The 11,850-nt window shown below is 52.9% G+C and carries 12 protein-coding genes; 5 read left to right on the forward strand and 7 right to left on the reverse strand.

Annotated features, from left to right (window positions below):
• The first annotated feature begins 46 nt into the window (after nt 1-46).
• Nucleotides 47-2,752 carry a preprotein translocase subunit SecA gene (gene secA / locus OGW16_RS07585; protein ID WP_043018428.1) on the forward strand — a complete coding sequence of 902 codons (2,706 nt, stop codon included), beginning with the start codon at nt 47-49 and terminating at the stop codon, nt 2,750-2,752.
• A gap of 56 nt (nt 2,753-2,808) precedes the next feature.
• Nucleotides 2,809-3,198 carry an 8-oxo-dGTP diphosphatase MutT gene (gene mutT, locus OGW16_RS07590; RefSeq protein ID WP_047406187.1) on the forward strand — a complete coding sequence of 130 codons (390 nt, stop codon included), beginning with the start codon at nt 2,809-2,811 and terminating at the stop codon, nt 3,196-3,198.
• Nucleotides 3,199-3,286: 88 nt separating this feature from the next.
• On the opposite strand, the gene yacG is transcribed toward mutT, so the two are convergent.
• Genes yacG through coaE form a run of 3 tightly spaced genes read right to left on the reverse strand, consistent with a single transcriptional unit; the run spans nt 3,287 to nt 4,854 of the window.
• Nucleotides 3,287-3,481, reverse strand: a complete 195-nt coding sequence (yacG, locus tag OGW16_RS07595) for a DNA gyrase inhibitor YacG (protein ID WP_087051013.1) — start codon at nt 3,479-3,481, stop codon at nt 3,287-3,289.
• Between the two features lie 9 nt (nt 3,482-3,490).
• Nucleotides 3,491-4,234: a cell division protein ZapD gene (gene zapD / locus OGW16_RS07600; protein ID WP_087051014.1), complete on the reverse strand. Its 744-nt coding sequence runs from the start codon at nt 4,232-4,234 to the stop codon at nt 3,491-3,493.
• Nucleotides 4,234-4,854 carry a dephospho-CoA kinase gene (gene coaE / locus OGW16_RS07605; RefSeq protein WP_043018432.1) on the reverse strand — a complete coding sequence of 207 codons (621 nt, stop codon included), beginning with the start codon at nt 4,852-4,854 and terminating at the stop codon, nt 4,234-4,236. Before coaE ends, zapD begins: the two co-directional genes overlap by 1 nt.
• A 225-nt stretch (nt 4,855-5,079) precedes the next feature.
• Here coaE and OGW16_RS07610 point away from each other — a divergent pair, with 225 nt between their 5' ends.
• Nucleotides 5,080-6,123, forward strand: coding sequence for a GMP reductase (locus tag OGW16_RS07610; protein WP_047406183.1), 1,044 nt, complete (start codon nt 5,080-5,082; stop codon nt 6,121-6,123).
• Nucleotides 6,124-6,180: 57 nt separating this feature from the next.
• On the opposite strand, the gene hofC is transcribed toward OGW16_RS07610, so the two are convergent.
• The 4 genes from hofC to nadC form a co-directional block, all read right to left on the reverse strand.
• A complete protein-coding gene (gene hofC / locus OGW16_RS07615; RefSeq protein ID WP_075145204.1) occupies nt 6,181-7,383 on the reverse strand; it encodes a protein transport protein HofC in 1,203 nt (400 codons plus the stop codon).
• Entirely contained in the window at nt 7,373-8,758 is a 1,386-nt protein-coding gene (gene gspE, locus OGW16_RS07620) for a type II secretion system protein GspE (protein WP_087052180.1), read from the reverse strand. The genes hofC and gspE overlap by 11 nt, the downstream gene beginning before the upstream one ends.
• 9 nt (nt 8,759-8,767) lie before the next feature.
• Nucleotides 8,768-9,205: a prepilin peptidase-dependent pilin gene (ppdD, locus tag OGW16_RS07625; protein WP_043018436.1), complete on the reverse strand. Its 438-nt coding sequence runs from the start codon at nt 9,203-9,205 to the stop codon at nt 8,768-8,770.
• A 230-nt stretch (nt 9,206-9,435) separates the two neighbouring features.
• Nucleotides 9,436-10,329 carry a carboxylating nicotinate-nucleotide diphosphorylase gene (gene nadC / locus OGW16_RS07630; protein WP_075146341.1) on the reverse strand — a complete coding sequence of 298 codons (894 nt, stop codon included), beginning with the start codon at nt 10,327-10,329 and terminating at the stop codon, nt 9,436-9,438.
• Between the two features lie 59 nt (nt 10,330-10,388).
• Between nadC and ampD the strand changes: the two genes are divergently transcribed.
• Complete coding sequence (gene ampD / locus OGW16_RS07635) at nt 10,389-10,976, forward strand: 1,6-anhydro-N-acetylmuramyl-L-alanine amidase AmpD (protein WP_502873968.1); 588 nt, start codon at nt 10,389-10,391, stop codon at nt 10,974-10,976.
• Nucleotides 10,973-11,827 (forward strand): beta-lactamase regulator AmpE, encoded by an 855-nt coding sequence (gene ampE / locus OGW16_RS07640; protein ID WP_043018439.1) that lies wholly within the window; start codon nt 10,973-10,975, stop codon nt 11,825-11,827. Before ampD ends, ampE begins: the two co-directional genes overlap by 4 nt.
• The last annotated feature ends 23 nt before the right edge of the window (nt 11,828-11,850 follow it).

Here is an 11,850-nt window from a genome sequence, read left to right on the forward strand (position 1 = left end):
ACTTATAATTTTTGACTCCGCAATGCGGGGCGTTTGAGATTTTATTATGCTAATCAAATTATTAACAAAAGTATTCGGTAGCCGTAACGAGCGTACGCTGCGTCGTATGCGCAAAGTGGTCAATGTCATCAACGCAATGGAACCGGAGATGGAAAAACTCTCCGATGATGAGCTGAAAGCGAAGACCGCTGAATTCCGCGCCCGTCTGGAAAAAGGCGCCAGCGTTGAGAGCCTGATCCCGGAAGCATTCGCGGTGGTCCGCGAAGCGAGTAAGCGTGTGTTCGGCATGCGCCACTTCGACGTTCAGCTGCTGGGCGGTATGGTCCTGAACGATCGCTGCATCGCGGAAATGCGTACAGGTGAAGGTAAAACCCTGACCGCCACACTGCCTGCCTACCTGAACGCATTAAGCGGGAAGGGCGTACACGTGGTTACCGTGAACGACTACCTGGCTCAGCGTGACGCCGAAAATAACCGCCCGCTGTTTGAATTCCTCGGCATGACCGTGGGTATCAACATGTCTGGCCTGCCTGCGCCAGCCAAGCGTGAAGCCTACAATGCCGATATTACTTACGGTACCAACAACGAATACGGCTTTGACTACCTGCGCGACAACATGGCGTTTAGCCCGGAAGAGCGCGTTCAGCGAAAACTGCACTATGCGCTGGTCGATGAAGTCGACTCCATCCTGATCGATGAAGCGCGTACACCGCTGATCATTTCCGGTCCGGCTGAAGACAGCTCGGAAATGTATAAAAAAGTGAACAAAATCATCCCGCACCTGATTCGTCAGGAGAAGGAAGATTCCGACACGTTCCAGGGTGAGGGCCACTTCTCCGTTGATGAGAAAGCGCGCCAGGTTAACCTGACTGAACGTGGTTTGGTGCTGATTGAAGAACTGTTGGTTAACGAAGGCATTATGGATGAAGGCGAGTCGCTGTACTCTCCGGGCAACATTATGCTGATGCACCACGTGACTGCCGCGCTGCGCGCACACGTACTGTTTACCCGCGACGTTGACTACATCGTGAAAGACGGTGAAGTGATCATCGTCGACGAACACACCGGTCGTACCATGCAGGGCCGTCGCTGGTCCGATGGTCTGCACCAGGCCGTTGAAGCCAAAGAAGGCGTAGATATCCAGAACGAGAACCAGACGCTGGCATCTATTACCTTCCAGAACTACTTCCGTTTGTACGAAAAACTGGCCGGTATGACTGGTACAGCAGACACTGAAGCCTTTGAATTCAGTTCCATCTACAAACTGGATACCGTGGTTGTGCCGACCAACCGTCCGATGATCCGTAAGGATTTACCGGATCTGGTGTACATGACCGAAGCGGAAAAAATTCAGGCGATCATTGAAGATATTAAAGAACGTACCGCAAATGGCCAGCCGGTGCTGGTGGGTACTATCTCCATTGAAAAATCGGAAGTGGTCTCTAACGAATTAACTAAAGCCGGTATCAAGCACAACGTCCTGAACGCTAAGTTCCACGCCAGCGAAGCGGATATCGTTGCTCAGGCGGGTTATCCGTCAGCCGTGACTATCGCGACGAACATGGCGGGTCGTGGTACCGATATCGTACTGGGCGGTAGCTGGCAGGCGGAAGTTGCCGAGCTGGAAAACCCGACTCCGGAACAAATTGCGCAGATCAAAGCAGAGTGGCAGGTTCGCCATGATGCGGTGTTAGCCGCCGGTGGTTTACATATTATCGGTACTGAGCGCCACGAATCTCGTCGTATCGATAACCAGCTGCGTGGCCGTTCGGGTCGTCAGGGTGATGCGGGTTCTTCGCGTTTCTATCTGTCGATGGAAGATGCGCTGATGCGTATTTTTGCCTCTGACCGCGTGTCCGGCATGATGCGTAAACTGGGTATGAAGCCAGGTGAAGCGATTGAACACCCGTGGGTAACTAAAGCGATTGCTAACGCGCAACGTAAAGTGGAAAGCCGTAACTTCGACATTCGTAAGCAACTTCTGGAATATGATGACGTTGCCAACGACCAACGTCGCGCAATCTACACCCAGCGTAACGAACTGCTGGACGTAACTGACGTTAGCGAGACCATCAACAGCATCCGTGAAGATGTCTTCAAAGCGACGATTGATGCCTATATTCCGCCGCAGTCTCTGGAAGAAATGTGGGATATCCCGGGTCTGCAGGAACGTCTGAAAAACGACTTCGATCTGGACATGCCGATTTCAGAATGGCTGGATAAAGAGCCTGAGCTGCATGAAGAAACGCTGCGTGAACGTATTCTGGCAAACGCTATCGAAGTTTATCAGCGTAAAGAAGAAGTTGTGGGCGCGGAGATGATGCGTCACTTCGAAAAAGGCGTGATGCTGCAAACTCTCGACTCTCTGTGGAAAGAGCACCTTGCGGCGATGGACTACCTGCGTCAGGGTATTCACCTGCGTGGTTATGCGCAAAAAGATCCGAAGCAGGAATACAAGCGTGAATCCTTCTCTATGTTTGCATCAATGCTGGAATCACTGAAGTACGAAGTGATCAGCACCCTGAGCAAAGTTCAGGTACGTATGCCTGAAGAAGTAGAAGCGATGGAGCAGCAGCGTCGTGAAGAAGCTGAACGTTTAGCGCAGATGCAGCAGTTGAGCCATAAAGGTGACGATTCTGCCGCGGCAGAAGAGCTGGCAGCACAAACCGGCGATCGTAAAGTGGGTCGTAACGATCCGTGTCCTTGCGGTTCTGGCAAAAAGTACAAACAGTGCCATGGCCGTCTGAGCTAATAAAATAACTTACTGAAAAGGCGCAGAATTCTGCGCCTTTTTTATGGACGATGAAGATGAAAATATTGCAGATCGCCGTCGGGATTATTCGTAATCAGCACCATGAAATTTTCATAACTCAGCGTGCGGCTGATGCCCACATGGCAAATAAGCTGGAGTTTCCCGGCGGAAAAATTGAAGCGGGTGAAACGCCAGAGCAGGCGCTGATTCGCGAGTTACAGGAAGAAGTGGGCATTACGCCGACCCATAGCTCGCTGTTCGAAAAGCTGGAGTATCAGTTTCCGGACCGGCATATCACTCTGTGGTTCTGGCTGGTTGAAAGCTGGGAAGGCGAACCATGGGGAAAAGAGGGGCAACCAGCGCAGTGGATTGCGCAAGCTGCTCTAAATGCGGAAGATTTTCCGCCGGCGAATGCGCCGGTCATTGAAAAGCTGATTGCTGGCTAATGGTGTTCGTAGGCCGGATAAGGCAACGCCGCATCCGGTAAATTATTAACGGGGCGCAATGCTTGCCCGGCCAACCGTTTTAGCGCAATTACTTCTGCTCTTCACTCCAGTCATCGCTTTCCGACAGATCGCCAGAGCTTGGGATGCGTTTCTCTTCCGCGGCCCACTCACCCAGATCGATTAACTGGCAGCGTTTGCTGCAGAATGGGCGAAACGGACTGACTTCAGCCCATATCACGGGTTTGCCACAGGTTGGGCAGTTGACGATAGTTTGTTCAGACATGTTGACTCCTTAACAGCACGCCAGCTCAAAATCGAGACGCTCAGGCACCTGGCCATTTTCGCTATCCAGCGGCATAAAGCGAATGGCAAAACGGCTCTTATGACCAGAAATTTGCGGATAAAGCTGCGAATCAAGCGGCAGCTGCAAGCGCAGCAGATCGGCATCTTCGCCGTTGTCCTGGTAAAAACCATTCAGGCTGGTTTGCTTACGGAACGGCGCAGAGTTGCGAATCAAATCCAGCACCAGTGCTAGCGCCTGATTGAGCGGATTCAGGCTGGCAAGCCAGGCTTCAACCTGCGCGTCGCGTTGCGGCTGTGGTAAATGCAACCAAATATGCAGGGTTGGCAAATCGAAACTACAGCACCCGCCAGGAATGCTTAAACGCTGACGCACGAGGCCAATCAGACGATCTTCGCGTAGTGTCTGTCCAATACGCGGGGCCGAAATCAGAACGCTGCCCGCGCTTTTTAACTGCTGGCGCAATGCGTCGATCCTGCTTTGATCGACGCCGGGAACTTCAACCCAGGCCTGGAGTTTTCGCTGTTGTCGCTCTAACTCTTTGAGGAGTTCGGTGCGGACTTCACCGCGTTCAAAGACATCCAGTAAATCGCCGATATTACGGAAAAAATGCAGTGCGCCTGCATGGTCTGTAATAGGTAAATTAACGGAGAGCTGTTGGATTAAAAACTCAATGCGCAGCCATGTACGCATCTTCTCATTGAGAGGGTGTTCAAAAAGGACCTGGGTGTGCATTACGGTTTTTCCTGTGAGACAAACTGCAACGCGCATTGCAAATAGAGCGCGTGCAGGCGGGCGACATCCGAGGCGATGGCTTCCGGTGCGCCATTATTATCAATAACATCGTCTGCCACGGCCAGACGCGCTTCACGCGTTGCCTGGGCAGCAAGAATTTGTTCAACATGCTCACGCGTGACGTCATCGCGCTGCATCGTGCGTCTGAGCTGTGTCTCGGGGGTAACATCCACCACGAGTACACGGTTGGCTTTTTTATACAGCGAATTTTCTACCAGCAACGGTACAACCCACAACAGATAAGGGGAGGTCGCTTGCTGAAACTGGCGCTGCGTTTCCTGCTGAATAAGCGGATGAAGCAGGGCATTTAGCCAGCTTTTCTCCTCAGGATTGGAAAAAATACGTTCGCGTAAAATGCGCCGCTGCAACGATCCGTCCGCGGCTATAACCTCGGAACCAAAATGTTCTTCGATCGCCTTAAGGGCAGGTGTACCGGGTTCAACCACCTGGCGCGCAATAATATCTGCATCAATGACGTTTATTCCGAGGTCAGCGAACGCATTTGCAACGGTACTTTTACCACTGCCAATGCCGCCGGTTAAGGCTACCGTATACCTCATAGATGCAGATCCTGGAGTTTGAGTTTGATTATCAAACAGTTAAAAGTTAAGCGTGCGAAGGCGAGGCTGTTGCAGGATTAACCTACTATTCGCCAGGTAAATTTATGGGATTGTAGCGTAAAAAAAGAGAATTTCGCAGTCTTGCGCGGCATTGATTAGTGCGTATGATAGCGTCACTGGAGTTGTGAGTTTCGATTTTTCGCCATTAACCCCAGGAATCCGCACATGCGTATCGAAGAAGATCTGAAGTTAGGTTTCAAAGACGTTCTTATCCGCCCTAAGCGTTCTACTCTCAAAAGCCGTTCCGATGTTGAGTTGGAGCGTCAATTTACCTTTAAGCATTCAGGTCAGACCTGGTCCGGCGTCCCCATTATTGCGGCGAACATGGACACTGTCGGGACGTTTGCCATGGCAACGGCACTGGCATCCTTCGACATCCTGACCGCTGTGCACAAACACTATTCTGTTGAAGACTGGGCTGCCTTTATCGCGCAGAGTTCTGCCGATGTGCTCAAACACGTGATGGTTTCAACCGGTACCTCTGACGCAGATTTCGAAAAAACCAAACAGATTCTGGCGCTTAACCCAGCGCTGAACTTTATCTGCATTGACGTGGCAAATGGCTACTCAGAGCATTTTGTTCAGTTTGTGTCGAAAGCGCGTGAAGCATGGCCGACAAAAACAATTTGTGCGGGCAATGTGGTCACCGGCGAAATGTGTGAAGAGCTGGTACTTTCCGGCGCGGACATTGTTAAAGTCGGCATCGGCCCGGGTTCTGTATGTACCACGCGTGTAAAAACCGGCGTTGGCTATCCACAGCTTTCTGCGGTTATTGAATGTGCCGATGCAGCCCACGGTCTGGGTGGCATGATTGTCAGCGACGGCGGCTGCACAATGCCGGGTGACGTGGCAAAAGCGTTTGGCGGCGGCGCGGACTTCGTGATGCTCGGCGGCATGCTGGCCGGTCATGAAGAAAGCGGCGGCAAAATTGTCGAAGAGAACGGTGAGAAATTCATGCTGTTCTACGGAATGAGCTCTGAATCAGCCATGACGCGTCACGTTGGTGGTGTTGCGCAATACCGTGCAGCGGAAGGTAAAACCGTTAAGCTGCCTCTGCGTGGCCCGGTTGATAATACCGCGCGTGATATCCTCGGCGGCCTGCGTTCTGCCTGTACCTATGTTGGTGCTTCTCGTCTGAAAGAACTGACCAAACGTACAACGTTTATTCGCGTACAGGAACAAGAAAACCGCGTTTTCAATAGCCTGTAAAAACAGGTCGTTCTGTGAAATGCCTGATGGCGTTACGCCGCCATCAGGCATTTGAATCTATCCCACCCCGCTCATCGCATCTCCCAAATGGAAAATCGGTAAATACATCGCGACGACCAGCGTACCGATGATAAGCCCCGTAATGACCAGCAACGCAGGCTCAAGCAGCGCGGCCAGATTCTCCGCCTGAGACAACGTTTTCTCGCCGTGGTGATGTGCGAGATTGCGCAGCATGGCATCCAGTGAGCCGGAAGCTTCACCTGTTCTGACCAGTTGTATACACAATGGGCTGAATTCACCGCAATTTTTAAGCGCTAACCAGACCGGTTTTCCGGCGCTGATGTCGTGGTGTGCCCGCGCTAAGCGCTGTGACCAGAAAGGGTTGTCCAGCGTTTCAGTCACGCTCTCAAGACCCTGCAAAAAGGGAATTCCTGCATTTTGCGTTAACGCCAGCACGGTGAAGATCTGCGTGAGTTTTTGGCCTCTCACCATCGGCCCTATAATCGGCAGACCGAGCAGTAATGTCTGGCGCAGAATAAGCCAGTACGGTTTCTGCTTTATCAAATAATATACAGCAACCGCGACCAGGCTGAATGCTCCGATCAGCCCTCCCCATTGGCCGCTAAAGTGCGCGATGGCAATAATCCACTGAGTGAGTGCTGGTAGCGGAGTGTTAAACGTCCGGTAAATGGCGGCAAACTCAGGGAGTACAAATTGCAGCATCGCAAACACGACCATTACCGCCATCGTGATAATGATAATCGGATAGCGCAGGGCTTTTTTTACTTTATCGGCAAGTTGCTGTTGATTCTTCTGCTGACGGGCGAGTTCAAAACAGCAGTCGTCCAGCTTCCCCGTAAGCTCTCCGGTGCGGATCATTGCCTGATAAAGAGGCGGAAAAACGTGGTGCCATTGCGACAGAGAGGTGGAGAGAGAAATGCCCTGCTCCATATCGTGAGCCAGCGTGCGCAGTAGCGCCTGCCACTGACGGCTGGGATGCTGTTCAGCCAGCAGGGTTAGGCCTGCCGAGAGCGTTAACCCGGCTTTTAGTAATGTTGCCAGTTGGTGTATGGTTTCGGCGCTTCGTTCACGGCTCCAGTGTGAGGCTTTGGCGCGCATACGGTTTATACGTAGCGGTGTAATACGCTGTTGCTCGAGAGCAAGCATTAATGAGGGGCGGGTATCGGCCCACAATACACCTTCCAGCGGTTGACCTTCGTTGTTAATGCCTTGCCAGCGCCAAAGCTGTTTAGCTGACATGAGGCATGCCCAGTACGCGTATCAGCTCTTCAAATGTCGTTAGCCCTTGTTCGACTGCCTGGCAACCAGTTTCGAAAAGCGTACTCATCCCCAATTGCTTTGCATCTGACTCCACTTCTTCTGCGGACGTACCGTTGGCGATGCTCTGGCGCAATGCCGGCGTAACGGGGAGTACTTCAAACAATGCCGTACGACCATAAAATCCTTGATAGCAATGTTCACAGCCAGTGGCCTGCCAATGTGGCAGTGGCGCAGGCCATATCGCTTCCGGGAGCGCGATCGGCGTTTCCAGTCGTTGTCGGCAATGGGGACACAATTTTCTCACCAACCGCTGCGCAATGACGAGCGTCAGCGCGGAGGCGATCATCCAGCGTGCGACCCCCATTTGCTGCAGGCGTATCAGCGTTTCAGTGGTGGAGTTAGTGTGCAGTGTTGATAGAACCAAATGACCGGTTTGTGCGGCTTTTAGGGCTATTTCAGCCGTTTCGCCATCGCGGATTTCACCCACCATGATAATGTCGGGATCCTGGCGCAGCAGCGCGCGTAATACGCCCTGAAAAGTGAGACCGGCGCGAGGATGAATTTGCGTCTGGTTAAGACCTGCGATCGGGATTTCTACCGGATCTTCTACGCTACAAAGATTCATATCCGGGGTGTTTCGGGTTTGCAGCGCACTGTACAGCGTGACTGTTTTACCGCTCCCGGTCGGTCCGGTGACCAGAATCAACCCCTGAGGCTGCTGTAACGCGTGCGAAAATGCGCCCAGTTGCGCGTCCTGCATTCCTAGCGCGGCGATCTCCAGCGTTTGATCGACCTGATGCAGTAGCCGCAGCACTACTTTTTCGCCATAGCGACAGGGCAGGGTGGCGATGCGAAACGAGACCGGCTCTCCAGAAATCTCAACGGTAAATTGTCCGTCTTGCGCAAGTCTGTGCTCGGCAATATCCAGACTGCCTAAAACTTTTAGTCTTGCAGTGATAGCGATGCCCATCTCAGTTGTGACTTCCGGTAAAGCATGCAGTACGCCATCTACACGTAATCTGATTCGGTAGTGATTTTCCGCTGGCTCAATATGAATATCAGAAGCCCGTTGCACCAGAGCAGAATGAAACGTCTGATTCAGCAGGTCTGCTGCGCTGGCGCTGCTTTTGGTGACTACAGCCGGGAGCATGTTCCGCGGCGTATGCGTGTGGCCTTCCATTTGCTGACGCGTCCAGCAGACAATGTCTATACGTCGGGTGGTGGCAAAATGCAGCGCGTCCAGAAGTTCGTGGGACGGGGCATCCACGACGGCGATGTGCACCACTTCATTGTCTGCATCCAGTAATATTCCCTGATAACGTTGGCACAGTGCCGTAAGTTGGGTGGTATTCATCTCTTTTCCTTAATTGGTGTCGAAACGGAAAACGTCTTCACAGGCTTGTTGCAGTGCGCTGTCATTCTGGATGACGCAGTTACGACTCCAGCCAGTAATGCCGTTGGCATTGTCCCAACCTGGCGTCATGGTGATGGTTAGTCCGTTCAGACTTTCTTGTCCGCTGAGGCTGACCACCCCTTTTTCAACGCTCATGGCGGAGACATAACGGGTAGTGGCTGGAGAAGGGATGCCATTCGTTCCGGCATCGCAGGTTGCTGTTCCGCCATGCTCAAGCGCACAAAGCTCAACCGCCGTGCGATAGGGAACAAAGGTTTGCAGCATGTCTGTCAGCGCAGCTTTGCGCAGATAGTTTTGATAGGCCGGAATGCCGATGGCGCTAAGGATGGCAATAATGCCAATGACCACCATGAGTTCGATAAGCGTGAAGCCGCGTTGCTTGTCCATCGTTCGCTCCTTGAGTTAGCTGGCGCTACTTTGGCAAACGGTCGGGGTCACGGCGAGAGGCAAAAAACAGAATGGGAAGGCGGGTTCCGAGGATCTTTACGAGATTACAGAATCAAACAACGTATTTGCGAAGAGGCTCGAAGAAACTGCCGGATAGCGGCGAAAACGCCTTCTCCGGCATGCAGAATGGCCCGATAAGCGAAATCACTACCGGGCTAAACCATCAGTATTTAGCGAAAACGCATCGAGAGATCGAGTGCGCGAACATGCTTGGTCAGTGCGCCAACAGAGATGAAATCCACGCCGGTTTCGGCAAATTCGCGCAGCGTTTCATAGGTGACGTTACCCGACACTTCCAGACGCGCCTGGCCGTTGGTGCGTTTGACCGCTTCACGCATTTGGTCAGTTTCGAAATTATCGAGCATGATGATGTCGGCCCCGGCTTTCAGCGCGTCATCAAGTTCATCCAGGCTTTCCACTTCGACTTCAACCGGCACATCCGGGTGCAGCCAGAAGGCTTTTTCAACGGCCTGACGTACTGAGCCAGAAGCAATAATGTGGTTTTCTTTAATCAGGAAAGCGTCAGAAAGCCCCAGGCGATGATTCGCGCCGCCGCCGCACAATACGGCGTATTTCAGGGCGGTGCGCAGCCCAGGCAGGGTTTTACGCGTGTCCAGCAACTGGGTTTTTGTTCCCGCCAGCAGGTCGACGTATTTACGCACTTCGCTCGCCACACCTGAAAGGGTCTGCACAAAATTAAGCGCGGTACGTTCGCCGGTCAGCAGCACGCGGGAAGGGCCGTCCAGTTCAAACAGCGGCTGATTGGCCTTGATGCTGTCGCCATCTTCAACATGCCAGGTGATGTTGACATCATCGCCAGCCAGTTGAATAAAGACTTCCTCCACCCAGCGTTTTCCACAAAAAACGCCATCTTCGCGGGTGATCACGGTGGCGTGGGAGCGCATATCTTCGGGCAAAAGCTGTGCGGTGATATCGTTATTGGCATCAACTTCTCCGCCTAAATCTTCACGCAGCGCCTGAGCTACAGCGGCAGGGATATCCAGATTTATGCGTTCCAACAGCGCGTCACGTCGGTAGTCAGGGTTATAGCGGCGAGGCGGCATGATAAAACTCCAAATTGCTAACGAATCATAAGGTGGAAACATGCTACCCTGAACCTGATATGAGCACCACCAATAAGGAGATTCTGCATGTTGTTAGACGAGGGCTGGCAGAGGCGCGACGCGTACCCTCTCCTCATTACGATTGCCGCCCGGATGACGAAAACCCTTCTCTGCTGGTGGTGCATAATATCAGCCTGCCGCCCGGCGAGTTTGGCGGACCGTGGATTGATGCGCTGTTTACCGGCACGATTGATCCTAATGCCCATCCTTATTTTGCCGGGATCGCCCATCTGCGCGTGTCGGCCCATTGTTTAATTCGCCGTGATGGTGAAATCGTTCAGTATGTCCCCTTTGATAAACGCGCCTGGCATGCTGGCGTGTCGAACTATCAAGGGCGCGAACGCTGTAATGATTTTTCAATTGGTATTGAGCTGGAAGGGACGGATACGCTGGCCTATACCGACGTGCAGTACCAGCAACTGGCAGCCGTGACCAATGCCCTGATTACGCGTTATCCGGCTATTGCTAACAATATGACAGGACATTGCAATATTGCGCCCGAGCGTAAGACCGATCCCGGGCCCTCTTTTGACTGGGCAAGGTTTCGCGCCCTGGTCACCCCCTCGTCGCAAAAGGAGATGACATGACGCTGTTTACAACATTACTGGTGTTGATTGTTGAACGCCTGTTTAAGCTGGGTGAGCACTGGCAGCTTGATCACCGGGTTGAAGCATTTTTCCGCCGGGTGAAGCATTTCTCAATGATGCGTACCGTAGGCATGGCCCTGATTGCGATGGGGGTGACGTTTCTGTTGCTGCGCGCACTTCATGGACTGCTGTTTAACGTGCCCTTGCTGGTGGTATGGATCTTAATTGGCTTGCTGTGTATTGGGGCTGGCAAAACGCGTCTTCATTATCATGCCTATCTGAACGCGGCGGCTCGCGATGACGCTCACGCCCGTGAGGCGATGGCCAGCGAGCTGACGCTTATCCATGGTGTTCCGCCGGACTGTGATGAGCGTGAGTTCCTGCGCGAACTGCAGAACGCGCTGTTATGGAACAACTTTCGCTTTTATCTGGCGCCGTTATTCTGGCTGATTGTCGGTGGCCCGTGGGGACCGGTAACGCTGGTGGGTTACGCCTTTTTACGTGCCTGGCAGTCCTGGCTGGCGCGCTATCAGACCCCGCACCAGCGTTTGCAATCGGGTATTGATGCGATCCTGCATGTGCTGGACTGGATCCCAGTGCGTCTGGCGGGCGTGGTCTATGCGCTGTTAGGACACGGCGAGAAGGCGTTGCCAGCCTGGTTTGCATCGCTTGCCGATCTACATACTTCGCAATATCAGGTACTAACGCGCCTGGCGCAGTTCTCTTTGGCGCGTGAACCCCATACCGATAAAGTCGAAACGCCAAAAGCGGCTGTTTCAATGGCGAAGAAGACTTCGTTTGTGGTGGTGGTGGTCATTGCGCTGCTGACAATTTATGGAACACTGATCTAGCGATTGTTGCCGGATAGCGGCAT

It is taken from the genome of Citrobacter sp. Ce104 (assembly GCF_030334595.1).
Lineage (GTDB): Bacteria > Pseudomonadota > Gammaproteobacteria > Enterobacterales > Enterobacteriaceae > Citrobacter > Citrobacter europaeus.

Excerpts from the sequence above, each read along its gene's own strand:
- secA (WP_043018428.1), top strand. The coding sequence starts at position 47 with ATGCTAATCAAATTATTAACAAAAGTATTCGGTAGCCGTAACGAGCGT.
- mutT (WP_047406187.1), top strand. The coding sequence starts at position 2,809 with ATGAAAATATTGCAGATCGCCGTCGGGATTATTCGTAATCAGCACCAT.
- yacG (WP_087051013.1), bottom strand. The coding sequence starts at position 3,481 with ATGTCTGAACAAACTATCGTCAACTGCCCAACCTGTGGCAAACCCGTG.
- zapD (WP_087051014.1), bottom strand. The coding sequence starts at position 4,234 with ATGCACACCCAGGTCCTTTTTGAACACCCTCTCAATGAGAAGATGCGT.
- coaE (WP_043018432.1), bottom strand. The coding sequence starts at position 4,854 with ATGAGGTATACGGTAGCCTTAACCGGCGGCATTGGCAGTGGTAAAAGT.
- OGW16_RS07610 (WP_047406183.1), top strand. The coding sequence starts at position 5,080 with ATGCGTATCGAAGAAGATCTGAAGTTAGGTTTCAAAGACGTTCTTATC.
- hofC (WP_075145204.1), bottom strand. The coding sequence starts at position 7,383 with ATGTCAGCTAAACAGCTTTGGCGCTGGCAAGGCATTAACAACGAAGGT.
- gspE (WP_087052180.1), bottom strand. The coding sequence starts at position 8,758 with ATGAATACCACCCAACTTACGGCACTGTGCCAACGTTATCAGGGAATA.
- ppdD (WP_043018436.1), bottom strand. The coding sequence starts at position 9,205 with ATGGACAAGCAACGCGGCTTCACGCTTATCGAACTCATGGTGGTCATT.
- nadC (WP_075146341.1), bottom strand. The coding sequence starts at position 10,329 with ATGCCGCCTCGCCGCTATAACCCTGACTACCGACGTGACGCGCTGTTG.
- ampD (WP_502873968.1), top strand. The coding sequence starts at position 10,389 with ATGAGCACCACCAATAAGGAGATTCTGCATGTTGTTAGACGAGGGCTG.
- ampE (WP_043018439.1), top strand. The coding sequence starts at position 10,973 with ATGACGCTGTTTACAACATTACTGGTGTTGATTGTTGAACGCCTGTTT.